Origin of the sequence: Lacibacter sp. MH-610 (genome assembly GCF_045780045.1) — a bacterium.
Classification (GTDB): domain Bacteria; phylum Bacteroidota; class Bacteroidia; order Chitinophagales; family Chitinophagaceae; genus Lacibacter.
Genome location: NZ_CP116002.1, coordinates 3,744,493 through 3,769,426 on the forward strand (window position 1 = coordinate 3,744,493; position 24,934 = coordinate 3,769,426).

The 24,934-nt window shown below is 40.7% G+C and carries 19 protein-coding genes; 8 read left to right on the forward strand and 11 right to left on the reverse strand.

What is annotated here, in order from left to right; all coding sequences use genetic code 11:
- The first annotated feature begins 325 nt into the window (after window positions 1-325).
- The 3 genes from ileS (at window position 326) to PDL71_RS17120 (ending at window position 6,260) form a co-directional block, all read left to right on the forward strand.
- The gene (gene ileS, locus PDL71_RS17110; RefSeq protein ID WP_407523405.1) at window positions 326-3,745 is read left to right on the forward strand and encodes an isoleucine--tRNA ligase; all 3,420 of its coding nucleotides are present in this window, start codon (window positions 326-328) and stop codon (window positions 3,743-3,745) included.
- A gap of 1 nt (window position 3,746) precedes the next feature.
- Window positions 3,747-4,610: a TraR/DksA C4-type zinc finger protein gene (locus PDL71_RS17115; RefSeq protein ID WP_407523407.1), complete on the forward strand. Its 864-nt coding sequence runs from the start codon at window positions 3,747-3,749 to the stop codon at window positions 4,608-4,610.
- A gap of 639 nt (window positions 4,611-5,249) precedes the next feature.
- Entirely contained in the window at window positions 5,250-6,260 is a 1,011-nt protein-coding gene (locus tag PDL71_RS17120; protein WP_407523410.1) for a toxin-antitoxin system YwqK family antitoxin, read from the forward strand.
- A gap of 1,081 nt (window positions 6,261-7,341) precedes the next feature.
- Here PDL71_RS17120 and PDL71_RS17125 read toward each other — a convergent pair.
- On the reverse strand, window positions 7,342-7,695 hold the full coding sequence (locus tag PDL71_RS17125; RefSeq protein ID WP_407523412.1) for an RNA recognition motif domain-containing protein: 354 nt from the start codon (window positions 7,693-7,695) through the stop codon (window positions 7,342-7,344).
- Window positions 7,696-7,914: 219 nt separating this feature from the next.
- Complete coding sequence (locus tag PDL71_RS17130; RefSeq protein ID WP_407523415.1) at window positions 7,915-9,738, reverse strand: ABC transporter ATP-binding protein; 1,824 nt, start codon at window positions 9,736-9,738, stop codon at window positions 7,915-7,917.
- A gap of 52 nt (window positions 9,739-9,790) precedes the next feature.
- On the opposite strand from PDL71_RS17130, the gene rbfA reads away from it, so the two are divergent.
- Together rbfA and PDL71_RS17140 are read left to right on the forward strand one after the other, a co-directional pair.
- Entirely contained in the window at window positions 9,791-10,153 is a 363-nt protein-coding gene (rbfA, locus tag PDL71_RS17135; protein ID WP_407523418.1) for a 30S ribosome-binding factor RbfA, read from the forward strand.
- A gap of 55 nt (window positions 10,154-10,208) precedes the next feature.
- Window positions 10,209-11,429 carry an FtsX-like permease family protein gene (locus PDL71_RS17140; protein ID WP_407523421.1) on the forward strand — a complete coding sequence of 407 codons (1,221 nt, stop codon included), beginning with the start codon at window positions 10,209-10,211 and terminating at the stop codon, window positions 11,427-11,429.
- Here PDL71_RS17140 and PDL71_RS17145 read toward each other — a convergent pair whose 3' ends face one another.
- Window positions 11,430-12,074 (reverse strand): coiled-coil domain-containing protein, encoded by a 645-nt coding sequence (locus tag PDL71_RS17145; protein ID WP_407523424.1) that lies wholly within the window; start codon window positions 12,072-12,074, stop codon window positions 11,430-11,432.
- Window positions 12,075-12,239: 165 nt separating this feature from the next.
- Between PDL71_RS17145 and PDL71_RS17150 the strand changes: the two genes are divergently transcribed.
- Window positions 12,240-13,754, forward strand: coding sequence for a lipopolysaccharide biosynthesis protein (locus tag PDL71_RS17150; protein ID WP_407523426.1), 1,515 nt, complete (start codon window positions 12,240-12,242; stop codon window positions 13,752-13,754).
- On the opposite strand, the gene PDL71_RS17155 is transcribed toward PDL71_RS17150, so the two are convergent.
- Entirely contained in the window at window positions 13,745-14,071 is a 327-nt protein-coding gene (locus tag PDL71_RS17155; RefSeq protein ID WP_407523428.1) for a hypothetical protein, read from the reverse strand. The genes PDL71_RS17150 and PDL71_RS17155 overlap by 10 nt on opposite strands.
- A 45-nt stretch (window positions 14,072-14,116) precedes the next feature.
- Complete coding sequence (locus PDL71_RS17160; protein WP_407523431.1) at window positions 14,117-14,755, reverse strand: MBL fold metallo-hydrolase; 639 nt, start codon at window positions 14,753-14,755, stop codon at window positions 14,117-14,119.
- Between the two features lie 65 nt (window positions 14,756-14,820).
- Here PDL71_RS17160 and PDL71_RS17165 point away from each other — a divergent pair, with 65 nt between their 5' ends.
- Complete coding sequence (locus tag PDL71_RS17165; RefSeq protein WP_407523434.1) at window positions 14,821-18,282, forward strand: hypothetical protein; 3,462 nt, start codon at window positions 14,821-14,823, stop codon at window positions 18,280-18,282.
- Between the two features lie 103 nt (window positions 18,283-18,385).
- On the opposite strand, the gene PDL71_RS17170 is transcribed toward PDL71_RS17165, so the two are convergent.
- The 6 genes from PDL71_RS17170 to PDL71_RS17195 are packed head-to-tail and all read right to left on the reverse strand — an operon-like array spanning window position 18,386 to window position 22,231.
- Window positions 18,386-19,006: a DUF1361 domain-containing protein gene (locus PDL71_RS17170; protein ID WP_407523437.1), complete on the reverse strand. Its 621-nt coding sequence runs from the start codon at window positions 19,004-19,006 to the stop codon at window positions 18,386-18,388.
- A 48-nt stretch (window positions 19,007-19,054) separates the two neighbouring features.
- On the reverse strand, window positions 19,055-19,402 hold the full coding sequence (locus PDL71_RS17175) for a diacylglycerol kinase family protein (protein WP_407523440.1): 348 nt from the start codon (window positions 19,400-19,402) through the stop codon (window positions 19,055-19,057).
- Complete coding sequence (locus tag PDL71_RS17180) at window positions 19,399-19,839, reverse strand: hypothetical protein (protein WP_407523442.1); 441 nt, start codon at window positions 19,837-19,839, stop codon at window positions 19,399-19,401. Before PDL71_RS17180 ends, PDL71_RS17175 begins: the two co-directional genes overlap by 4 nt.
- Before the next feature lie 18 nt (window positions 19,840-19,857).
- Entirely contained in the window at window positions 19,858-21,186 is a 1,329-nt protein-coding gene (gene creD, locus PDL71_RS17185; RefSeq protein ID WP_407523444.1) for a cell envelope integrity protein CreD, read from the reverse strand.
- 59 nt (window positions 21,187-21,245) lie between these two features.
- Window positions 21,246-21,548, reverse strand: a complete 303-nt coding sequence (locus PDL71_RS17190) for a winged helix-turn-helix domain-containing protein (RefSeq protein ID WP_407523446.1) — start codon at window positions 21,546-21,548, stop codon at window positions 21,246-21,248.
- 23 nt (window positions 21,549-21,571) lie between these two features.
- Window positions 21,572-22,231 carry a hypothetical protein gene (locus PDL71_RS17195; RefSeq protein WP_407523448.1) on the reverse strand — a complete coding sequence of 220 codons (660 nt, stop codon included), beginning with the start codon at window positions 22,229-22,231 and terminating at the stop codon, window positions 21,572-21,574.
- A 166-nt stretch (window positions 22,232-22,397) separates the two neighbouring features.
- On the opposite strand from PDL71_RS17195, the gene PDL71_RS17200 reads away from it, so the two are divergent.
- A complete protein-coding gene (locus PDL71_RS17200) occupies window positions 22,398-24,932 on the forward strand; it encodes a DUF5686 family protein (RefSeq protein WP_407523450.1) in 2,535 nt (844 codons plus the stop codon).
- The last annotated feature ends 2 nt before the right edge of the window (window positions 24,933-24,934 follow it).

Below are 24,934 nucleotides of genomic sequence, written 5' to 3' on the forward strand. Positions count from 1 at the left end.
GTAATTACTTTTCAGAAACCATGCCAAGCCGATTTTTTGTGGAAAACTTGAAGGATGAACCACAAAGACACAAAGGCACTAAAAAGAAAAGGTCAGGATACAGTTTTTTGATACCTGCTATTTGTTCTATGGGCATCTTCGTTGCGTCGCAATCCTTTCATCGTTCCGTTTGCTATGGCATCTGTGGTCTGCTGCCGTATGGTTATAACTGAACACTTACATCCTGCTATTTCACGCAGTGAACTTTGTGTCTTTGCGGGCCACCAAAACCTTCCTGCATTTTCTTACCTTTGCCCTCCTTAAAAACAAGACAGGATAAGGATTTATGAGCAATAAGTACAGGGAATTCACCCAACTGAACCTGCCCACCATTGAGCAGGAAATTTTAGCCAAATGGGATGCAGAACAGGCCTTTCAGAAAAGTATTGAAGTGCGGGAAGGGGCCAAGCCTTTTGTATTTTACGAAGGACCGCCCAGCGCCAACGGTATGCCCGGCATTCACCACGTTATATCCAGAACGCTCAAAGACCTGGTATGCCGCTATAAAACCATGAAAGGTTATAAGGTGAGTCGCAAAGGCGGATGGGATACACATGGATTGCCTATTGAGCTCGGCGTAGAAAAAGAACTCGGCATTACTAAAGAAGATATTGGTGTAAAGATCTCCGTTGAAGAATACAACAGGAAATGCCGTGAGGCGGTACTGCGTTTCAAAGACAAGTGGGATGATATCACCAAGAAGATGGGCTATTGGGTGGATTTGAATGACCCTTACATCACGTTCAAAAACGAATACATTGAAACCTTGTGGTGGTTGCTCAAGCAATTGTACAACAAAGGACTGTTGTACGAAAGTGTGAGCATTCAGCCGTATTCTCCTGCTGCCGGCACAGGTTTAAGTTCTCATGAATTGAATCAACCCGGTACGTATAAAGATGTAAAAGATACCAGTGCCACTGTAATGTTTCGTGCTGTGCAGAATGAAAAAAGTAAATTCCTTCATGATGCAGTACATGGCGCTGAAGTATTTTTTATGGCATGGACTACTACACCATGGACTTTACCAAGTAATCTCGGCTTAACGGTGGGAGGAAATATTGAATATGCATTGGTGCAAACCTTCAATCCCTACACCCATCTGCCTGTATATATTGTATTGGCAAAAGACCTTGTACATAAGTATGTAAAAGCTGAAGGTGAGAATGGAAACTTTGAAGAATACAACGGCGAACAGAAAATTATTCCCTGGAAAATCATTACAACCTTCAAAGGTTCACAATTAGAAGGCTTGCATTATGAGCAGTTGTTGCCTTACGAAGCAAACAGCATGGAAGTGATCAAAAGCATTTCTCCTGATGCTGATCCGTTCCGTGTTTTAGTGGATACGTTTGTTACTACAGAAGATGGTACCGGTATTGTACACACCGCTCCTGCTTTTGGTGCAGATGACTTTAAAGTGGGTAAGAAATACGGCATCGGCATTTTAACCATGGTGGACAGAGAAGGAAAGTTTGTGGATGGCTTGGGTGAGTTCAGCAACCGATATGTAAAAAATTATAAAGACGACCCCAACTATGTAGATGTGAATGTTGACATCTGCGTAAAACTAAAAAAAGAAAACAGGGCATTTAAAGTTGAGAAATACGAGCACAGTTATCCGCATTGCTGGAGAACAGATAAGCCCGTGTTGTATTATCCGCTGGATGCATGGTTCATCAAAACCACTGCACTAAAAGATAAAATGGTGGAGCTGAATAAAACCATCAACTGGAAACCTAAGTCCACCGGCGAAGGAAGATTCGGCAACTGGTTAGAGAATATGGTGGATTGGAATTTGAGCCGCAGCCGTTTTTGGGGCACAGCCTTACCCATCTGGAAAACAGAAGATGGTGAAGAAGAAAAATGCATCGGCACGATTGATGAGTTAAGAAGTGAATTACAGAAGTCATTCGATGCAGGATGTATGAAGTATGAAGCAGGGATGAAAGACACGGACAATCTTACATCTTACATCTTACATCTTACTTCAGACCTTCACAAGCCATTTGTTGACGACATCATTTTAGTAAGCGATAGCGGCAAACCCATGCGTCGTGTTCCTGATCTGATCGATGTTTGGTTCGACAGTGGTGCCATGCCTTATGCCCAATGGGGACTGGATTATGAAAAAGTAAAACGTGGCGAAAAATATCCGTTCAAACTTCCTGCAGGTGTTGAAAAGTTTGAAAATCTCTACCCTGCTTCCTTTATTGCAGAAGGTGTGGATCAAACACGTGGCTGGTTTTATACTCTGCATGCGATTGCATCACTGGTGTACGAAAGTGTAGCTTATCAAACCGTGGTGAGTAATGGTTTGGTGCTGGATAAGAACGGCAACAAAATGAGTAAGCGTTTGGGGAATGTGGTTGATCCGTTTCATACCATCAGCACGTATGGTGCCGATGCAACAAGATGGTATTTAATTACCAATGCTTCGCCTTGGGATAACATGAAATTTGATATTGAAGGCATCAAAGAAGTACAACGCAAGTTCTTTGGCACCCTTTACAATACCTATCAATTCTTTGCACTCTATGCCAATGTGGATGGCTTTGCATTTAAAGAAGCAGCCATTCCGTTGAATGAACGTCCGGAGATTGATCGCTGGGTTCTTTCCTCCCTGCACACACTCATCAAAAAAGTGAATGCAGCTATGGATGATTATGAACCCACGCAGGCAGGAAGATTGATTGAAGAGTTTGTTGATGAACATTTGAGCAACTGGTATGTGCGTTTGTGCCGCCGTCGTTTCTGGAAAGGTGATTATGAAGCTGACAAGATCAGCGCTTATCAAACTTTATATGAATGTCTGGAAACTGTGGTACGTTTGATTGCACCAATCTCTCCTTTCTTTAGTGATGCACTCTTTAATAATCTCAATGCCATCACCAAACGTTTTGATGCCGCATCTGTTCATCATGTGTTATTTCCTTCGGCTAACGAAACCATGATTGATGCAGATCTGGAAGAACGTATGCAACTGGCGCAGGATACTTCCTCACTGGTATTATCACTTCGCAAAAAACAAAATATCAAGGTTCGTCAGCCTTTGCAGAAAGTGCTCATTCCTGTGCTTAACCTGCATATGAAAGAGCAGTTACAGTTGGTGGAAGATTTGATTAAGACCGAGGTGAACGTAAAAGAAGTGGAATACCTCACGGCGGATAACAGCTTCATCAAAAAGAAAATCAAACCCAACTTCCAAGCATTGGGCAAAAAGCTCGGGGCAAAGATGAAAGCGGTGGCAGCAGCCCTTTCACAGTTCAGCCAGGAGCAGATTGCGGCACTGGAAAAAGAAACTGTGTATAACCTGTTGATTGATAATGAAACTGTTCCTATATATTTGAACGATGTTGAAATTTCGAGCGAGGATGTGCCGGGTTGGTTGGTAGCCAATAAAGGAAGCTTAACGGTGGCACTAGATGTCACCATTACGCCGCAACTCGTCAACGAAGGCAATGCCCGTGAACTGGTAAACCGCATTCAGAAAATCCGCAAGGACAGTGGTTTTGAGCTTACGGACAGGATTGATGTTCAACTGGCAGGGGCCGAAACGTTGGCCGCCTCCATCACTGAATATAAGTCCTATATTTGCGCCGAAATTTTGGCAGACAGCCTTGAGTTAGTGCAGGAAACGGCCAACGGCACTGAAGTTGAGGTAAACGATTTGCTCATTAAAGTACAAGTTTCCAAAAAAGGAGGATAACATGGCTACAAAGAAGAAAGCAGCCAAGCCGGCAGCAAAAAAAGCGGCAAAACCGGCTCCTAAAAAGGCAGCCAAGCCGGCAGCAAAAAAACCTGCGGCCAAACCTGCCCCCAAAAAAGCAGCTCCTAAACCTGCAGCTAAAAAGCCGGCAGCCAAGAAGCCTGCTCCAAAACCAACTCCTAAAGTAACCAAACCGGCCAATAAACCTGTATCAAAAACCCCCGTTAAACCCGTGGCAAAAAAAGAAGAGAAAAAACCGGCACCCGCTCCTAAACCCGTAGTGGAAACAGCCATTAAACCAACCGTAAAGCAAGCCATTCAGAATTTGAAAAAAGAAGCCAAGGAAAAAGCAAAAAAGCCGGCTGAATTAAAACCGGTGAAGACTTCTGTTTCAACTTCTGTTAAATACCAGCCTGATTTTACCCGTTCTGTACTGGATCAATCCCGTGAGGAAGAGAAACCCCAGGGCCCTATTGTTCGTTACAGTGATGCTGACCTGACTGAGTTCAGGGAGCTGATACAGCGTAAGCTGGAAGCGGCCAAAAAAGAACTGGTGTACCTGCAGGGATTGATTACCCGTAAAGATGAAATGGGTGGTGATGATGGTGATGGACGTTATATGACCATGGAAGATGGCAGTGTAAGTATGGAGCGTGAACAACTGAGCCAGATGGCCAGCCGCCAGATCACTTATATTGATCACCTGGAAAAAGCGCTCATGCGTATTGAAAACAAAACCTACGGTATCTGCCGTGTTACCGGTAAGTTGATCGACAAAGCCCGTTTGCGTGCTGTACCACATGCTACCCTGAGCATTGAAGCAAAGATGGGTGTAGTGAAAGGCCCGCAGCCAATTGGTGATTAAGATTCAAAAGCACATTGATACAAATCCCTTCCTCTACCCGGAAGGGATTTTTTGTTGACAGGAAGATGAATTGTTATAGAGCGAATTTGCGACGCTCCTTTCAGGGTTCTGTTTCCAATGGAGCAATGGGGTTCATTCACTTTAATTCTTCCCTCTGCGACTAAAGATTAGTCATTGCATACAAACGATTAGAATCAACTGATCAAAACATATTCATAGCCGATGTCTCCGCCAACGAGCTTTGTGTGTGGGTGGCGGGACTTGGCTTGTTGATTGTTGTATGTTGCTCACGAATTGGTTGCAGTGGGCTTCGGTCTTCGTAATGCGGCAAGTCGTGCAGCTATCACACAAACCCATCCACACAGACGTCGCCTGCGAACGTACGGGTAGGTTCACTCGCCAGAAATAAAATGACCTTGTCAGATCTGTAAAAAAATGCATATCGTATTTTTACCTAAATTTTTAAAAAAATTAATAATTTCAGATTTAATCTCCATCAAAAATAAAATATTATCAGAATAAAGATGTTTAAACCTATTATGCTATAAATGTAAATAGCCAGCCAAGTGAATAAAATTTATTTAGTATAGGGAGAAATAAAAGTATTTTATTTATCAACTAACCATTTCAATATTAACCATGGACAAACTTATCTATTTAGCATTTTTATTTTTACTTATTTCATGTAGTACTGAAAAACAAAATATAGAACATCTGATTTTTAAAAATGAAATTGCATTTAAACCAGATAGTGATAAGCCTTATACAGGAGCTGTGTTTCAATTAAAAAATAATGGCAAGATAGATTTTGAAGGGTACTTTGCCAACGGCAAAAAAGATGGTGAATTTATTACGTATGGAGAAAATGAACTTATAAAGGAAAAAGAAAATTACAAAGATGGAAAGAGACACGGTGAATCTCTTTCTTACTATGAAACTGGCGAACTATGGAATAAAAAGAGTTATATAAATGATCATGAAGATGGATTATTTGAAAGGTATGACGAAAATGGCAACAAAATTTTTGAGGGAAGTTATTCAAAAGGATTTGAAATTGGGAAACATAAGTATTGGTTTGAAAACGGCAACCAGATTCGATTAGAACTGGAGTACTCAGAAGGGTTGATTATTATTGAAAGTGTAAAAGAATATTATATTGAAGGGAAAATTAAATCTGAATTTAAACGGCTTGCGAAAAATCACTTTGAGATGATTGAATACCATTTAAATGGAAATATTAAGCATTACCTCAAATATTTATACGAATCAGATGCATGCGGTATAGGCTGCAGATTTTTCACTTTTACCAACTCGGCTACTATCCATACTCAGGGAGTCTCTTTTGATATAGGAAGTTTTTTTACCAAAAAAATTGATGACGAATACTTTAAAAATGAGTCTGGGAAAATTATTGAAATGACAAAACATTTTTACCCTAATTACGGCTCAGTATCTAAAAAGAATTATTTCGGAAAAACCGATATTAATGATGGTGTAACTAGGTACTCTGAATACTTTGATAATGACGGAATGCTAATAAAAAAATGTGTTCGTTATTATTGGACTGCGGAATTAGATTGTGTTCCAAATAACTGGGAAAAAACTAAGTTGGATGATATACAATTAGTAGGAGTCTCTGGTGGTAAGTAGAAATGTTTCGTCGGATAATTAAACGTATATGATTTTTACCCTTTTTAACCCTGCCGGAATAGAGTGTATTGAGTGAATTCGAACATTTCACCAACAACACATACAAACTTCAAACAACTTTCAACTTCTTTCTTTAATCATCGTTTACTAATACCAGTTTTATTTGTTTAGAATACTGATATCGGGGTAGATGTTGAATTTTTTGTGTTCTACCTAATTAAAAAAAATAAATTTAAGCTTATGAAATCGTACATTCAAATAGTAATTATTGACTCTAAGAATAACTCAAAATGGAAATCGCCTAAACACAGCGAAAATCGAAAAGCAGATGATTTCCATAGAGAAGTAAAGCCAATAATCATTAAAGATATCTGTAGAAAATTGATTGAAATATATGGCACTAATTGCGACATTGAGATTCATGATGGCCTGATAGTTCTAGTGTCAAAAAAGAACACAAAGTCTTCCAAAAAAAGAAAAATTACTAATCTACCTGCAGAGAACTATTTTGATAAAATTAAATACAAGACCATTATCTCCGTACTTAATATCTTTCAATCAATCCAAGTTGACATTTTAAAAATTCAAATAAAAACAATTCCAAATAAACAAGTTAAATTGCGATTTTATTATCAACCCTGAATAAGATTATTTTGTAAACCTAATTATCTACGAAGAAATAATTTTTTGTATTTGTTGTGCTTGCATTTCGTCTTTGCATCTGTTTGTTCCTTTGTTGGTTTAGCACAAAGTTAATCACTTTTCAATAGTTAAAATTTTGATGAAAGTACGCCGTCGTTGTGTGTTTTCACCAACGACACATGCACACAAGTATTTATTAAACACAGGCAATTTTATTCTCTTTTATTTACTTGTAATTTAAAATATTTATTTCAACTATGTAATTATGAATTCCTCGTTGGTGATAACACACAACGAGGGCTGTGTAATTTTTTCATCAGTCTATCAATCATCAACATATAAAAAAAGAGCAAATAAAAACGCCATCAAACATCACCCCATAAAAAAATCCTTCTTTGCAGAAGGATTTTAAAAATATGCTGAGCTGTATCAATCAAGATTAGAAATCTCTGTTGTAGCCACCGCCACCGCCTTTGTAGCCACCGCCGCCACCGCCACGGTAACCGCCGCCGCCACCGCCTTTGCGGAAGCCGCCACCGCCACCACCGCCGCCGAAGCTGCGTTTCTTAAAGCCGCCATCATCTTTTTTAGGCTGGGCTTCATTCACCACAATCTTACGACCCTGAACGTCTGAATCGTTCAGCCCGTTGATTGCAGCCTGTGCTTCTTCAGCATTGTCCATTTCAACAAAGCCAAAGCCTTTGCTGCGACCGCTGAATTTGTCAGTAAGAATTTTGGCAGATGCTACTGTTCCGAATTGCTCAAACAGTGCAGAGAGATCCTCGTTTGTCATTGACCAGGAGAGGTTTCCAACGTAAATGTTCACTTGTAAAAAATTAAAACCAAAAAATCATGAACCAGGTGAGCAACTGAAAACCTTGGGAAAATCAAATACTTTAGAAAATCCTGGTTCAGAAAGGCTGACTGAATTCACATTAACATTTTAAAGATAGTGTAAATTCTTTACCTGCAAGGGTTTCAGGCTTTTTTTCGCAAAAAAATTTACCCTTATTTACTTCACTTCCTGCATTTCTACCAGGCGTTTGTAAAAGCCGTTCCTGGCTACCAGCTCATCATGGGTGCCCCGCTCCACAATTTCGCCCTTCTTTAATACAATGATTTCATCGGCATGCCGTACAGTGGAAAGTCGGTGGGCAATCACCAGGCTGGTACGGTCTTTCATGAGGGTATTGATGGCATCCTGTACCAGGCGCTCACTCTCTGTATCCAGCGATGAGGTGGCTTCATCCAGGATTAAAATGGGTGGGTTTTTAAGCACGGCCCGGGCTATGGTAATCCGCTGCCGTTCGCCCCCACTCAACTTACCGCCCCGCTCTCCAATGTTTTCATCATACCTGTTATCCTTACGGATGATAAACGCATGGGCATTGGCAATTTTGGCCGCATGTTCAATCTCCTCCGGGCTTGCCTCCGGTTTGCTCAGGGCAATATTATTCGCAATGGTATCATTAAAAAGAATGGGTTCCTGGGTTACAATACCCATCAGTTGCCGCAAACTTTCAATAGAGTAGTTTTTAATGTTGATGCCATCAACCAGTATTTCACCGTCCGTTACATCATGAAAACGGGGTACCAGGTCTGCCAGTGTGGATTTTCCGGAACCGCTGGAGCCCACCAGTGCAATTGTTTTTCCTTTATACAGTTGGAGGTTGATGTTTTTAAGTACCGGAACATCATTATAAGCGAAGGATACATTTTTAAACTCAATGCTCGTTTCAAAGGATGGAATGAGAACCGGGTTGGCCGCTTCTTCCACCACCACCGGTGCATTAATAATTTCTTCAATACGTTCAATGGCCGCACTGCCTCTTTTGGTATTGTAATAAGCAGAGGAAAGTGCTTTGGAAGGATTGATGATCTGACTGAAAAAGAGGATATAGGTAATAAATCCTTCTGATGTTAAATCGCCGGCATTATTCCCCAGTACGAGTTTGCCGCCAAACCAAAGCACTGCACTCAATACCAGCACACCCAATACTTCACTAAGTGGTGAAGCCATATCCTTGCGGAAGTTGATCCTGTTGCGGATATGATTGAGTTCCGCATTCATGCGGTGAAAACGGTTACCGATTAATTTTTCAGCGGTAAATGCCTTGATTACCCTGATGCCGCCTAATGTTTCATCAAGTATAGAAAGTACCATTCCGTTTTTTTCACCTGCTTCTGTTGATTGCTTTTTGAGTGATCGGCTTACACGGCCAATGATCAAAGCCATTACCGGCAGAAACACCAGCAAAAACAAAGAAAGCTGCGGACTGATCACCACCATCATCACCAGGTAAAACAGAATGTTCAAAGGCTCTTTAATGAGTACTTCCAGCGCCATCATTACGCTCCACTCCACTTCGTTCGCATCATTACTCATGCGGGACATCAGGTCGCCTTTACGTTGCTCTGTAAAAAACCCAACCGGCAATTGAAGCACTTTATCATACAAATCGCCCCGTAATCTTGTAAGCACCCCGTTACGCATAGGCGCCAGGATGCGGTAGGATAAATAGAGAAAAACATTCTTGAGCAGGATTGCCACCACAATCACAATACAGATAAAGAACAAAGCAGATTCAGCTCCGTTTTCACGAATGAGTGTACTGATATGGTAGAGTAAAAAATCAAGCACATCAGAAGCGGAAAGAATGTTTTCCGGTTTTGTGAGCACAAGATTTTCCTGGTTGAATAAGAGTTTGAGAAAGGGTGCCAGCATCGCCAGCGAAACCATGGAAAAAACAATGGAAAGCAGGATACACAAAAAGTATAAAAGGATTTGTACGCCGTAACCCCGCAGGTATTTAAAAATTCGTTGAAACTGTTTCATGCTGTTAAACCCCGCAAAGTAACTACTTTTACAGCGTTTAAACGTTGCAGATATGTTAGAAGGAAAAAGACAGAAGCAGGTGGCCGGAGTAATTCATGAAGAACTTACGACTATTTTCACCAGGCTGAGCTTGAATATTGTGGATGGCGGACTGGTTTCTATAGCCTCCGTTAAAGTAACACCGGATTTGCTGGAAGCCCGTATTTACCTGAGTGTGTTCCAGGCACAGAACAAACAGGATGTACTCCGTAAAATTGAGGATCGTTCACACGAAATAAAAAGAGAACTGGCGGCTAAATTAAAACACCAGTTACGGCGCATACCGGAAATAAAATATTTCCTGGATGATACGTTGGACCATGTGTTTAAAATGGAAGAATTGTTTAAGAAGATTGATGAAGAGAAGAAGCCCTGAGAATGCAGCCGGTAGTAGAAAGTCATTCGTTATTATCCCATTATAAATTACCGCTTTGAATTTTTTGTTTGCCTGGCGCTATTTCCGTTCCAAAAAAAGTACCAATGCCATTAATATTATTGCATGGGTAACCGTTGCGGCTATGGCAGTAGGTACTGCAGCGCTGGTAATTGTGCTGAGTATTTTTAACGGGTTTGAAGGATTGGTAAAAGATCTCTACTCCTCCTTTTATCCTGATATCCGCATTACTTCTGCTACACAAAAACTGATTACGGTTGACAGTACCACCAGGACATTTATTGCACAACAAAAAGATATTGCTGCCTTTTGTTTTACGGTTGAAGAAAATGCACACATCCAGAACGGAAGCTTTCGTACCAATGCTATACTAAAAGGAGTGGATGATGAATATGCAAGGGTAAGCGGTGTGGCACAACATATTTCCAATGGTGTTTATGAAACCGGGAACATGGAAACACCGGGTATGATATTCGGCAGTGGTATTGAAAATGCACTCAACCTTATGAGTGATCGTGCCATTACTCCTGTTACAGTGTATTTGCCCAAACGTGGTGTACCTGCCGGTGCCGGGCCATTGGAATCCATCAGTACTGTGAATTTTCAACCGAGAGGTGCATTCACCATTCAACAGGATTTTGATAATAAATACGTCATCTCTAACCTGGCTGCCGTGCAGCAAATGATCGGTTTAAAAGAACATGAATACACTTCAGTAGAAATAAAATTGCAAAAGGGTGTGGACGAAAAAAAGATGGTGCAAACATTGCAACAGGGTTTAGGTAATACGTACCTGGTAGAAGACAGGTACCGCCAGAACAGATCATTGTTTGCTGTGATGCAGTTGGAGAAATGGGCCATCTATGGTATCCTTTGTTTGATTCTGATTGTAGCTGCTTTTAATATGATCGGAGCGCTTACTATGCTGGTGCTGGAAAAACAGCAGGATGTACAGATATTAAAAGCCATTGGCGCTACCAATGGCTTTGTACAGATAATATTTTTAAGCGAAGGTGTATTGCTGGCTATGACGGGCAGTATAATCGGCATTATACTGGCGCTTTTGTTTTGCTATCTGCAGGTAACCTTCAAACTTATTCCTTTGCAGGGGTCTTTTGTAATTGATTATTACCCTGTAAAAATATTGATTACAGATTTACTGATGATACTGGCAACCGTTTTATTCATTGCTATCATAGCATCGTGGCTTCCTTCAGCAAAAGCGGCGAAACAACAACTTTCGTTGAAGGCACAGTAACTATACTTTACGTTTTGACCTGAGTATATCCAGTGCTTTACGCTGGTTTTCTACTTCTGCTTTTTGCTTTTCAATATTCTTTTTATTCTCTTCAATATCATCCTGCAGTTTCTTCAATCGTTTTTGTAAACTTTCTGATTCGCTCTGCAAGTCATCCGCTTTCTTTTCAGCACTCTTCAGTTTATCTTCCTGGCCTTTTATTTCACGTTCCAGTGCTTCGGCTTCGGCCCAACTATTGAAGTTGGATGTGTAGGTATGAATCCCTTTTATAAATTCAGCATCACTGTCTTGCTTAACAAAATTTTCATACCCACGTGCCACTGCAAAGTAAACTACAGATTCATCTTTTTCTTTCCGGCTTTTGCGTTCTACTTTCAGGTAAAGATCAACCGTTTCACTGCTTATTTCAGGGATGCGAACAGCTTTGTACACTGTAACACCTTTTGTTTCTTTTCCGTTGTAACCTAACTGGGCCAGTTTTTGTTTGATAGCAGCTTCTGTGGCTGATGCTGATTGGGGAACTTCAATAATGGTAGCCGGTATTTTTGTTTTTTGCCATTCTAATTCACCAAAGCTTTGTGCAGCTGTAAAAAGAACCAACGGCAAAGAAGTGGTTAACAGAATCAGTTTTTTCACGTGTTTCATATTTGTCTTTTAGATTAGAGTTCTTATAAAAATTGAATGAAAGCAGTCTTATGATCAGAAGTATATTATGGTATTTTCATCCGGTACACTAAGATAGTTAACAATAAATAAAGGGTTGCATGCTTTTTGGTAATAAGTTTGAATATTTTTGAGTGATTAACAAGCATGAGCAGTATCAAGCAATTAGCCGGGCAAACAATTTGGTATGGAGTACCCACCATTGCCAGTCGCTTTCTTGGTTATTTAATGAACATGGCCCTGCCTTTCCTGTTTCAGCAACCGGAAAAAACGGCTGATCTTACACAGGTATATGCGCTCATCCCTTTTCTGAATATTTTATTTACTTACGGAATGGAAACGGCCTTCTTCCGTTTTCATGCAGAAAAAAACCGGCAACAGTTATACAATACGCTCAGTGTATCGCTCATCGGTTCTACAGTATTGCTGAGTATTTTTTTATACATCGCAACACCGTGGCTCACAAAAGCAACAGGGTTAGAAGCACACCCGGAGTACCTGCACTGGATGATCCTGATTCTTCTGTTTGATACCTTATCCGTTTTACCCTTTGCGGTATTAAGACAGGAGAACCGTCCTAAAAAATATGCGTTTGTAAGGGTTGCAGGTATTTTAATCAATATCCTTGTTGTGATCATCGGTTTGGGAATTATTCCCTCCTTTACAAAAGACCATCCGGATCATTGGATCAACGGGTTGTTACCGGCAGATATTGGTATCGGTTATTATATCATTGGCAATATTTGCGGTGCTGCATTCACCTGGCTGCTTTTGTACAAAGAGTGGAAGCAAATAAAGTTTGAATGGAACGGAACACTATGGAAAGAAGTGATGCAGTACAGTTATCCGCTCATCATTGTGGGTTTGGGTGGCATGATCAATGATATGCTCAGCCGGTTGGTGTATCAGCATGTGGTAGATGTGCCGCAGGAGCAGGCCCGTCATGAGCTGGGCATCTTTGCCAATCTTTACCGTATAGCGGTTTTAATTACGATTATGATCCAGGCGTTCCGCATGGCAGCGGAACCCTTCTTCTTTAAACAGGCCAAAGAAGAACAGGCGCAAAAAACCTATGCAAGGGTGATGAAGTTTTTTGTACTCGCCTGCTGCTTTATGTTCCTGGGCATTGGTTTATACCTCGATGTACTCAAATGGATTATTACTTTAAAATCAAAAGCATGGGGAGAAGGTATGAACGTAGTATTGCTGCTGGCGATGGGCAATATTTTCCTCGGTATTTATTACAACCTCAGCATCTGGTACCGGCTCACCAATAAAAATCTGTACGGTGCTGCTATAACAATTAGCGGAGCTGTTATTACCATTGCATTAAATATTGTTTTGATACCTAAGCTACATTACTGGGGTGCGGCTATTGCAACTTTTACCTGTTACCTGTTTATGATGATTGTAAGTTATTGGTTAGGGCAGAAATACTACCCGGTGCCATATGCCCGTAAAAAAATCATCGCCTATCTTGTATTGGTAACCCTCATAGTTTTATTGCATAAAGGAATTTTAATGCTCTATGCACCGCTATGGTTCAGTACACTCACCGGTACATTATTTCTGTTACTGTTTACACTCTTTGTTTTAAAAGTGGAGAAGAAAGATTTACAACGTTTACCCTTCATCGGTAAATATGTGCAGGCCTATTTATAAAAACCTTCCTGCGTTAAAACTTCCTCGGAGCCTGAAATAACGGTGATCACATAAACACGACCGGAAGGACAGGTGCAGGCAGCACAATAAACAACACCGGGCGGTGGTAATGTGAGTTCTGCATTCTCAACTTTTACACCTCTTGAGGCAAGATAGCTGGTCATATTCTTTAGTGTTTCTTCATCAGAGCTGCCTCTTGCCCAGTTATCACCACTGCATTGTAACTGCCCTTTATAGAAAAGGGTATTCTTTACCCCATTTTCTTTTTCGCAGGCAATCAAAAACAATAAAGAAATAATTACAATTAATTGTTTCATAGATGCGCTTTACCATTTGAGCTTAGCTGTTTTTAAAACGTTGCATCAACTTAAAAACGGGTTATGCTTTTTTTCATGACCAATGGTGGTGGCAGGGCCATGTCCGCTGTAAACAACTGTTTCATCGGGCAGGCAAAAAAGTTTATTCTGAATGTTGCTGATTAAAGTAGCATGGTCACCTCCCGGTAAATCAGTACGACCGATACTTTCATAAAACAGCACATCACCGCCTATCAGAAATTGTTGCTTTTTGCAGTAAAAACAAAGATGGCCGGGCGAATGACCCGGTGCGTAAATGAGCACCAGTTCATCCTCGCCTAACTGCAACCGTTCGGCTTCATTCAAATAAACCGGTTCACCTGTATAATTATCAAACGGAAGTCCCCACATTAAACCACTGGCCGGGGCATAATCCAGCACCTGTTTTTCATTGGGGTGTATATGAAGCAGCAGATTCCATGTTTCATGAATCCATTTATTTCCAAACACATGATCCAGGTGGCAATGGGTATTGAGCAGGAGTACCGGCCGGAGTTGGTTTTGTGTAATAAAGCTGTGCAGAACATCTCTCTCTTCCTGAAAATAACATCCGGGGTCAATAACAATCGTCTCCCCCTGTTCGTTATAAAGAAGATAGGTATTTTCCTGAACGGGACTGAAGGTAAAAGCTTTAACAGTGAACATACCTTGAATTTTGTACTTTTAAAAACGAATTAACCTCAAACTTGCATTATCTACAATACGAAAATATGCGAATTGAAAAGAAGAACGTAGTTAGCGTAGCAGTATGGCTCCTCCTTTTGCTCTGGCACCACAATCCTGCAACAGCCCAGGTAAACATGGTGGAATTCGGAAAGAACCGGGTACAGCATGTAAAATTCAAATGGCAGTTTTATCAAAGTCCCAACTTTAATGTGCACTACAATCAAAACGGCCTGGAGCTGGCTAAGTTTGTAACACAGGCTGCTGAAGAAGAGTTGCCCTCACTGGAAGATTTTATTGAATACAGTATTCAACGACGGATCAATATTGTTCTGTACAACAGTTTTAATGATTACAAACAATCCAATATCGGCATCGGGCTGGATTGGCCCAACGCCGGTGGTGTTACCAAACTGGTGAACAATAAGATGATCGTTTTTTACAATGGTGATCATAATGATCTGCGCCGCCAGATCCGTGAAGGTATAGCTCGTGTGCTGGTTGAAACCATGCTGTTTGGTGATGACCTGGGCGAGTTTGCTCAGAACCAGGCCTTGCTTGATTTACCCAAGTGGATGGTAGATGGTTATATTTCTTATGCCGCTGAACCCTGGAGTACAAAAATTGATAATGAACTGAAAAGTGCCATGCTGGGTTTTCAGTATAAAAACTTTTATCATTTTGCATTTGAACAACCCAAACTGGCAGGTCATGCTTTTTGGTATTATATGGAAGAAAGATACCGTAAAGAAAATGTAACCTACCTGCTTTACCTAAGCCGTATTTACAAAAATGTAAACCGTGCCACGCAAACCATCGCCAAGAAAAAACTGAAAGATGTACTGAAAGATTTTATGCAGTACAACCGTGATAAATATTTCAAAGACATCCGTGCCCGCCGTAATGTGCCCACCGGACGGTTAACTGTTCCTAAAGAAATCGGTAAAACAGATTACTTCCGTTTCCAGGCCAATCCAAATCCCAAAAGTTTTACCTACGCTGTTGTGGAGTTTAAGCGTGGTCTTACAAGAGTGATCCTGAATGAAAACTTTATTTCAGAAAAAGTATTATGGAAAAGTGGTGTGCGTAATCTTGAGGAAAGACCTGATCCTAATTATCCGATGCTGGCATGGGATCCTAAAGGAACCCGTATTGCAATGGTTGTATGGGAAAAAGGGAAAACGCTGTTGAGTGTTTATGATGCGTTCCGCCGCATCAAAACTATCAAGAATGTACCTCTTCCGTTTGAGCAGGTTACAGATATGCAATACATGCTGGACCCTAACACGCTGCTCTTTAGTGCGGTAAAAGGCGGACAGAGCGATGTATTTGTTTATAAAATTGACGGACAAAAACTGGAGCAGATTACCAATGATGTTTATGATGATAAGGATGCCAGTTTTGTTGCCTTCCCCGGTAAAACCGGCATCATCTTCTCCAGCAACCGCCCTGCACCGGATGCCCCAACTGGTGATACTGTGTTACCTAAAAGCCGTTACAATATTTTCCTGATTGACAACTGGAATAAATCTGAATTTAAACAGATCTCCCAGCTCACGAACATCAAATACGGTAATGCCCGCTACCCAAGCCAGTACAATACCAATCACTTTACTTACATCAGTGATGAAAACGGAATCGGTAACCGCTGGGCCGGTTTCTTCCGCACACAGGCAGCAGGCATTGACACACTGTACCGCATAGGCGAAGACATCCTGCGTAACCCGGAGCGGGCAGAACTGGATTCTACTTTAAAAGCCTGGAACAAATCAGAACCTGATTCAATCGGCTTTTTCAGAATTACCAACGACAGTACTTATACCTTCCCCATTACTAACTATCAAAGCAGTGTACTGGAAACAAGAGTTGCCGGTGAAAACGGACAGGTAACAGAAGTAAACCGCCAGGGTGAGTTTAAATTCTTATATAAACTGAAAGTAGATGAAAACACACTTCGTAAACGGAATGTAACAGCAAGACCAACAGAATTCATTAAGCGTACCTCCCGCCTGGAAAAAACAATGAATGAAGATACAAGGGAGCGGTCTGATCTTGTGGACAGTGTTTCTAATAAACCCGTTACAGTCACTTCTGATTTCTTTGAATCAGAGTTTAAAGTTGATACATCTGCAGCAGGAGCCAAATTAATTGGCAATACAGCACCACCAAGGGATGAAGTGCTGAATAAAATGCGGCTGTTTCCTTACAACAAAAAATTTGCGGTTGATAATATTACTACCAATTTCCTGAGTAATAATGTATTGTTCATTAACCGTTTTCAACCTTATAGCCCGGGACGATTTGTAGTGGATCCAAATGGCTTTGGTGCACCGCAGGTAAATCTTGCAAATGGTAATTCCTTAAATGCACTTACAAGAGTGGGTGTGCTGGAGCTGATGGAAGATTATAAATTCACCGGGGCTTTCCGTTTAAATTATGGTTTCCAGGATAAAGAAATACTGGTACGTTTTGATAATCTGAAACGCCGTATTGATTGGGGTGCTACGTATTACAGAAACACAATTACGGCCAGCACTACGCAGGGTTTTGATGTACGTATTCTCACCAATATCTACCAGGGAAATGCTACCTATCCGTTTAATGAAGTACAGAGTATCCGTTTAGTGGCAGGCTTGAGAAGAGATCAATATATTACCCGTAGTGATGACCTGGTGCCCGGCTCTTTACAACAGCCCACCTTAGACGAAAACTTTTTAAATACCCGTTTAGAATATGTGCATGATAATACCATCAACCCTGCAACTAATATCTGGAACGGTTTGCGGTTTAAAGGATGGTTTGAACTCTTTAACCGGCTTGGCGGAAGTTACCAGGGCGGCGGACGAAGTGCCGGTGGTGACTTTACGTTTAACGTTGGCTTTGACGGCAGAAACTATGTAAAGCTGTACCGTAATATTATCTGGGCCACAAGAGTAGCCGGTGATTTTTCATTTGGTGATAACAAAGTGCTCTATTACCTGGGCGGTACGGATGGCTGGTTTATGCCCGGTAACAATTTCAGAGTTAGAAACAATGTACTGAAGCAACGTTACTTTAATGCGTTCAATACTCCTGATCCGGATGCATCGTATGTTTATGAATCACTGGCTGTAAACCTGCGTGGCTTCCTCCAAAACTCTGCTAACGGTAATAATGCAGTTGTGATTAACAGTGAAATAAGAATGCCTGTATTTGCTACGTTGTTTAACAAACCAATCAACAATGCATTCCTGAGAAATTTTCAACTGGTGCAGTTCTTTGATTTTGGTAGCGCCTGGAACGGAAAGTTTCTTGACTTTAAACGTCCGGAGTTGATTTTTGCAGAACCCGGCAACCCGGTAAATGTTGTTGTTAAAGCGCCCGGTTTAGGACCATTGCTGGGAAGTTATGGTTTTGGTGCCCGCAGTACACTGTTAGGTTATTTCATTCGTTTTGATGCAGGCTGGCAGATGAGTGGTTTCTTTAATACCAAGCCTTTATTACATGTTTCGCTTGGTTTGGATTTTTAAAATTTAAATACCAATAAAAACAAAGGCAGATGTTCATGCATCTGCCTTTGTTTTTTATCAACATCAATTCTTAAACAATTTACAGCTTTGCTTTCTTAGAGTTTTATCGTTGTGATACTGACTGAAGCTGACGCATGGTTTGATACATCAACCATAGTGCTGCTCCAAATAAAACAGTAACGGCCCATGTATGCAGATGTTGCAGTGGCTGCAGCGTATAACGGATGATATCAGTTGCGAGGTCAAATGGCTGTGTAATGATATGCCAACTGTTATACCGGTCAAATCGTCCTAAATAAATACCAAAACCACAGAGCAGAAACAAAACAAAGATGATGCTGTTTACTTTCCATTTGTCAAAGTACATATTCAACTGCCGTTCTATTTGCTGAAAAGAAAGCAATCCCAGTAACAACCCGTTCCATGCCGCAGAAAAGAGCAACACAAGATCAAAGTAATAAGGCACGTAGGGTCTCGGTTCCAGGTGTACAAGATCTGTAATGAGATAGGGTGCATTCGGTAAAAACAAAAGCCAGGAACAAAACCACAGTAATTTCACAGGTATAGTCTGCTCACTTTTCATTTTTGTGCTGAAGTAAAAGGGCAGCCATGCCAGAAATAAATTCCAGGGAATAAAAAGAAACAATAAGCTTCCTGTATAGACCACCCGTACCAAGTATAAGGCAATAGTAAATCCAACCGAAAAAAAAAGAATCCGTTTCATAAAAAGTTTATTAAGTGTTTGAACTCATAAAGAGGATCATATAATGTTCTATAAAAACAGAACGATGATTTTTGGAATAAAAATGATACCGCCTGTAATAGCACTTGCTATTGCTGCCACCAGTACAGCACCTGCTGCCATATCTTTTGCATGACGTATGAACGGGTGAAATTGAGGAACAGCTGCATTACATACATACTCCAGTGCCGTATTCATCAACTCCATGGCAATAACAAAGGAAATGCAGAATAGCAGTATCATCCACTCTGTTTGTGATAGCTTGAAAAAAAAGCCCGCAGTGATTACCAGCATTGCTGCTGCAATATGAATCCGCATATTTCTTTCGCTGCGGACAGCGATTAATAATCCCTGCAGGGCGTAGTGGATGCTTTTCATAAGTTGCTTTCAGTTTTTGCATGAATTTCGTTTTCTAAATCTACCAATGCAAATTCATCCTCATTCAGGATATAAGTTCTTATAGTTTGCCTTGAAAGAAAAATAGAAATTACAGCTGAAGCCCAACCGGCAACAGGAAACAATATCCATTCAACAAATTCATTCCATGGATTTTTGAATGATGCAAAATGCCAGGCAGCACCATATGTGCAAAGAAAGGTTATAAAAAATCCAATGATTACAATCGAAGGAAAATGAAACCACTGCATTCTTTTTTGCAGATACAACAAGCAATGAAATAATGGTAAAGCAAGTGCACCCCAAAGCCAGGCATAAAACTCTGCAAACAAAAACATGGGTGGTAATACAAGTGTTGGTAGCATTAACAAAGCAAAAATGCCTTGTGCTTTTAACCAAATACTGAATGACGTAGTCATAAACTGATATTTAGCTGATTAATTAATTTGCTTTCTGTTCCCATACCAATCAATCTTACGGGAGTAATACATAACCAATGCCAGTATCACAAACAAACCAATACTGCCAAACAAAAGGGAACCATCCTGTAACTGAATGAGTACATAGATCATGCCGTATAGAACAGATAAGAAAACAGCAAACACAACAGCAACACTCCATTTATCAAAAACACTTTTGATGTAAGCCGTAATCAGGGTTACCGTTGCTGCAGCTGCAATGAGATAGGCTAATGTAAATCCGAGGTACTCACTTACTGATAGAAGGAGTGTATAAAAAATACTGAGGGCAAATCCAACCAGTACATACTGCAACGCATGCACAGTTCTTTTTTGCAGTACTTCAATAAAAAAGAAGAGACAGAAGGTTAAAGAAATAAACAGCAACGCATACTTTACACTCCGCATCGTTTTAGCATAGGTATCAACTCCCTGTAAAAGCTCTACACCAAAGGCTGCCTCATCAATACCCGTTTTCTCATCATTCCAGCTTTGCGGAAAACTCCTGGTGAAATGAGAAATACTCCATTTGGCATTAAAACCATTGGTAGAGTTAGAAGGTGTAACGGGCAGGTAATTACCGGCAAATGAAGCGTTGGTATAAGAAGACTTAAGTTCTACCTGGGTTTGTTTACCAACCGGTGTAAAGTATAAACGCTCTGAGCCGTTGAGTTTTAAACGGATAGAAAACGTACAACCTTTGTTTTCATTAAGCAACGCCTGTGGTACTATTGCTGTAACGCCGGTGGAGGCAATACCATTGGCCGGCAAATCAGGATCCATAGCTGCTGCTGAATCATCTAATTGTAACTGTAATTGCTCTGCAATACCCCTGTTATCTGTAAGCCCGATGCAGAACCTTACTTCATTCCAAAGTACAGCAGATGGATTAATGCCCAGCGCTGAAAAATTCAACGGATTGAATGTTCCGCTCAAATTGAGATCTGTTTTGTATAAAACAACTTTGTAAATACTCCGCTTCCGTATTTCAGGAAACAGAGTGCCGTTAACCAAAAGCTTTTCCGGCAAAAAATAAGCGTTGCGTTTTACCTCTGTTACTACACCCTTTTCATTTTTTTCAGCAGTGAGATAAGGTACCAGCAAAAAGGGCCCGCTGATTTTTTGACCTAATGCCCATTTGGAACTTACCTCGGCTATCACCTGCTCCTGCCGCTCCTGCCGTTCCTGTACAAGACCTTGTATAAAAGCAGAGGGAATTAAAAGCACAAGAATCAGGAATCCTACCACAATAGCTTTGATCATGATACTGTTTCGTTGCCAGAACGATGGCGTTTGTTGTGTGTCCATTATTGAGATTTTATATTTTAAAAAAGTACTTTGAATTTCAAAGTTTATGGATAAAAAAATTATTTCCCCATTTGACGGATCATTTGTTCCAACGCTTCCAGGTGCTGCCGGAAGGAACGCTCTCCGGCCTTGGTTACTGCATAAGTTGTGTTGGTTTTACGTCCCACAAAGCCTTTGTTTACTTTAATAAGCCCATTTTCTTCCAGCGCTTTTAAATGACTGGCCAGGTTGCCATCAGTTACCTGGATGAGTTCTTTAAGCTCATTAAAGCTTACCGCATCATTCACCATCAGGGCGCTCATGATGCCCAGCCTTATGCGGCTGTCAAATACTTTTTGTAACTGGTCAATCGGATTCTTCATGAAATCACATTGCGTTTCGCAAATTAATTACGTTCATATTTATTCCACATTATGATGCCATAAAGTATATGACAAATACCAAAACCTGCTGCCCAGAAATACAAACCGTAACCCGGAAACCAGCAGTTAATGATACCGAGCAATAAAATGGTGTAACCGAGATAACGCACTTCGCCCAATGTAAATTTGCTGCCGTTGATTAAAGCGAGCCCGTAAAAAATGAGGCAGCCCGGTGCTATTAATCCAATCACACCGGCTTCAATCAACTTCAACAGAAAAATACCACCCACCATCATGGGCAATAATACATTCCAAACCAGCCTGCGTGCCATAATGCCCCAAACGGGTATCTGTTGCTTACGGCTGCGGATATAGGTAAATAAAAAAGCAAGAACAAATGCTGAGAGAAAGGTACCGGCTGCTATCAGGAATAAACGATCGCCCATAAACGAACGCAGGCCAGGAATACCTGCATCAGTTAACACATAATCCCGGATTGCACCGGATCGCTTTGTTACACCTGCACCACCATTGATTACACCATAAGCAAACCATGCCCCGGTAAGAGCACAAAGCCCTGCAGCTACGCCGCTTAAACCACTAAGACTGATAAACCGGCTGCTGCGGTTCATCATTTCCCTGATTTCCTGTAAGGTTTCGATGGATTGGTTTTGATCGTTCATAAAAGCACTTTGTTTTACAAAGTAAAGACAAGTTTTCGGATATCTCCAAATCCTCAGCCTCTTTTTTAACAGCTTCTTGCATCTTTTACACTTGCCTGTAAAATAAAAGACAAGCAGCAACAGGCAGATTATTTACTTTTACTGTTCATTTAACCCTTGGCTGTACATGCGGAAAGCACTTTGCTTTACTTTACTATTCTGGATCAACTGTTCGGCTGTTGCACAAACTAAAATCATAGCCGGTCTTATTAAAGATTCACACTCTGAGGAACCGATCCCTTTTGCATCTGTCCAAATGAAGAACAGTGGCATCGGAAAATTATCTGATTCTGCCGGTCGCTTTTTTCTTCGGCTCACTACGGAGCAATTTGCTGACTCCCTTACGGTAAGTTATGTGGGCTATACTTATTTTGCCCGAGTACTCTCAGTACCAGCGGGTGATACCCTCTTTTTAACGATCAACCTGGAGCGGGGGTCTATACAAAAAGAAGTTATCATAAAATCTAAAAAAACAAGAGGCTGGTATTTGTGGCGAAAGATTGTACAAAAGAAAGCTGAGAATGACCGTTACCGCTTTGAAAACTTTGGCTATGAACTTTATAATAAGTTAGAAGTAGATCTGAACCGGATTAATACAGATAAGTTTAAAAACATCCGGCTGCTCAGGCCGTTTGGATTTATCATTGAGCAAACAGTGGACAGCACCAGCGAAGACAAACCATTTTTACCCGTATTTCTTACGGAAACAATTTCTGATTACTATTTTCAAAAAACACCGCTTAAGCGAAGAGAAGAAATTAAAGCCAGCCGCACTTCAGGATTAAAAAATGAAAGTGTACAAAAACTGCTGGGCGGCATGGATCAGAATGTGAATGTATATAACAACTATATTCCGGTTTTTGATAAACGATTTGTAAGCCCCATTTCAGATAATGGAGATGCTTTTTATAACTACCGCTTAACAGATACACAATACATTGGCGGTAAACGTTTTTTCCATCTTGTATTTGCTCCCAAACACCAGGGAGAAAACACATTTCTTGGTGATTGCTGGGTGCATGATTCCAGCTTCGCCATTCAAAAGATGAACCTGCGCCTTGCAGATGATGCCAATGTAAACTTTGTGGAGAAGCTCAGCATAATACAGGAATACAAACTCGTAAAAGACAGTATCTGGTTTTTAAGCAAAGACAAATTTGTGATTGATGTGGCCCCCATCGGCAAACAGAAATTTGGAGTAACCGGTCGAAAGACCACCACCTATCAAAATATTTCCATCAATGCCGGATCAGTTTGGGAAGCATTGCAAAAAAATAAAAAGCTGGAAGAAACAGTTTTACTGCCGGGTGCTTCAGAACAAACAGAATTATACTGGCAACAACAAAGACATGATACACTCAGCAAAAACGAAAAAGCCATTTATGCGATGGTGGATACGTTACAGAAAATGCCTTTGTTCAAAAAATACACTAACACCATCACCTTTTTAGCTACCGGCTATAAACCAATCGGTAATTATGAATATGGCCCCTGGTTTAATGTAATCAGCTATGATCGTATTGAAGGGATCCGTCCACGTTTTGATTTTGGTACCAGTACAGCCTTCAGCAAAAAATGGTGGTTGCGTGGTTATTTAGCTTATGGAATTCGTGATCAGCAATTCAAGGGTCGTTTTGAAATAACACATCTCTTCAAAAAAAATCCAAGAGAACGATTGTATCTCTCCTACCTGAATGATTATGATTTTGGACAGGCTTATTACGACGAAGTAGGCCAGGATAATATTTTTTCGTTAGCCATACGCAAACAGGGAGTTCCGCTAAAGTTTTTGAAGATTGAACAACAGAAGATTGAATACTCCAAAGAAACGAGCAGTGGTTTTACATTTGGTGTTATTGCCACACACAAACAATTTAATCCTGTAAGAGCATTACCGTCACTTTCTTATTTTGATGAACCGGGCAACGGTGGCACATTGAATAATACAGAACTCACTTTCAGAGTCCGCTTTGCATATCTTGAACGTTTTGTGGAAGGAACGTTTTTACGCAGCAGCCTTGGAAGCCCCTATCCTATTGCTGAATTACGCTATTCCAAAGGCATTGCAGGTGTATTCAACAGTAAATACAATTACAACAAACTCTCACTATCCATTAATGATTACCAGAAGATAGGAGGTGCAGGAGAAATCTATTACAATATTTATGGCGGTCGTGTATTCGGCACCTTACCTTTTACCATGCTGGAAATTCATCCCGGCAATGAAATTTATTACTACAATAAGTATGCATTTAACCTGATGAACCGCTTTGAGTACATCAGTGATCGTTATGCAGGCATCAACTTTGAGCATAATGTAGGCAATGGAATGTTTCGTTTGATTAAACCTACCCGCAGTTTAAAACTCCGCCAGTTCTGGACAGCAAAAGTATTGTGGGGCAATTTGAGTGACGCTAATAAAAAACTCAACTACACAGATCAGTATTATGATGCCACTGCTATGAAATTTGATGCTGCCACCGGTAAAGGTTGGTTTCCCTTTCAAACACTGGGCGATAAAACCTATATGGAGTTAGGCACCGGTGTTGATAATATTTTTAAAGTGCTTCGGTTAGACCTCATCTGGCGGGTATTACCCAGCGATACTGCACCTGCACAAAAAAGATTTGGTGTATTTGGCAGTTTCAGAATTCAGTTCTGATT

Excerpts from the sequence above, each read along its gene's own strand:
- PDL71_RS17190 (WP_407523446.1), bottom strand. The coding sequence starts at position 21,548 with ATGAAGAATCCGATTGACCAGTTACAAAAAGTATTTGACAGCCGCATA.
- rbfA (WP_407523418.1), top strand. The coding sequence starts at position 9,791 with ATGTTAGAAGGAAAAAGACAGAAGCAGGTGGCCGGAGTAATTCATGAA.
- PDL71_RS17115 (WP_407523407.1), top strand. The coding sequence starts at position 3,747 with ATGGCTACAAAGAAGAAAGCAGCCAAGCCGGCAGCAAAAAAAGCGGCA.
- PDL71_RS17175 (WP_407523440.1), bottom strand. The coding sequence starts at position 19,402 with ATGAAAAGCATCCACTACGCCCTGCAGGGATTATTAATCGCTGTCCGC.
- PDL71_RS17155 (WP_407523428.1), bottom strand. The coding sequence starts at position 14,071 with ATGAAACAATTAATTGTAATTATTTCTTTATTGTTTTTGATTGCCTGC.
- PDL71_RS17180 (WP_407523442.1), bottom strand. The coding sequence starts at position 19,839 with ATGACTACGTCATTCAGTATTTGGTTAAAAGCACAAGGCATTTTTGCT.
- PDL71_RS17195 (WP_407523448.1), bottom strand. The coding sequence starts at position 22,231 with ATGAACGATCAAAACCAATCCATCGAAACCTTACAGGAAATCAGGGAA.
- PDL71_RS17150 (WP_407523426.1), top strand. The coding sequence starts at position 12,240 with ATGAGCAGTATCAAGCAATTAGCCGGGCAAACAATTTGGTATGGAGTA.
- ileS (WP_407523405.1), top strand. The coding sequence starts at position 326 with ATGAGCAATAAGTACAGGGAATTCACCCAACTGAACCTGCCCACCATT.
- PDL71_RS17145 (WP_407523424.1), bottom strand. The coding sequence starts at position 12,074 with ATGAAACACGTGAAAAAACTGATTCTGTTAACCACTTCTTTGCCGTTG.
- PDL71_RS17125 (WP_407523412.1), bottom strand. The coding sequence starts at position 7,695 with ATGACAAACGAGGATCTCTCTGCACTGTTTGAGCAATTCGGAACAGTA.
- PDL71_RS17130 (WP_407523415.1), bottom strand. The coding sequence starts at position 9,738 with ATGAAACAGTTTCAACGAATTTTTAAATACCTGCGGGGTTACGGCGTA.
- PDL71_RS17160 (WP_407523431.1), bottom strand. The coding sequence starts at position 14,755 with ATGTTCACTGTTAAAGCTTTTACCTTCAGTCCCGTTCAGGAAAATACC.
- creD (WP_407523444.1), bottom strand. The coding sequence starts at position 21,186 with ATGGACACACAACAAACGCCATCGTTCTGGCAACGAAACAGTATCATG.
- PDL71_RS17165 (WP_407523434.1), top strand. The coding sequence starts at position 14,821 with ATGCGAATTGAAAAGAAGAACGTAGTTAGCGTAGCAGTATGGCTCCTC.
- PDL71_RS17170 (WP_407523437.1), bottom strand. The coding sequence starts at position 19,006 with ATGAAACGGATTCTTTTTTTTTCGGTTGGATTTACTATTGCCTTATAC.
- PDL71_RS17200 (WP_407523450.1), top strand. The coding sequence starts at position 22,398 with ATGCGGAAAGCACTTTGCTTTACTTTACTATTCTGGATCAACTGTTCG.
- PDL71_RS17120 (WP_407523410.1), top strand. The coding sequence starts at position 5,250 with ATGGACAAACTTATCTATTTAGCATTTTTATTTTTACTTATTTCATGT.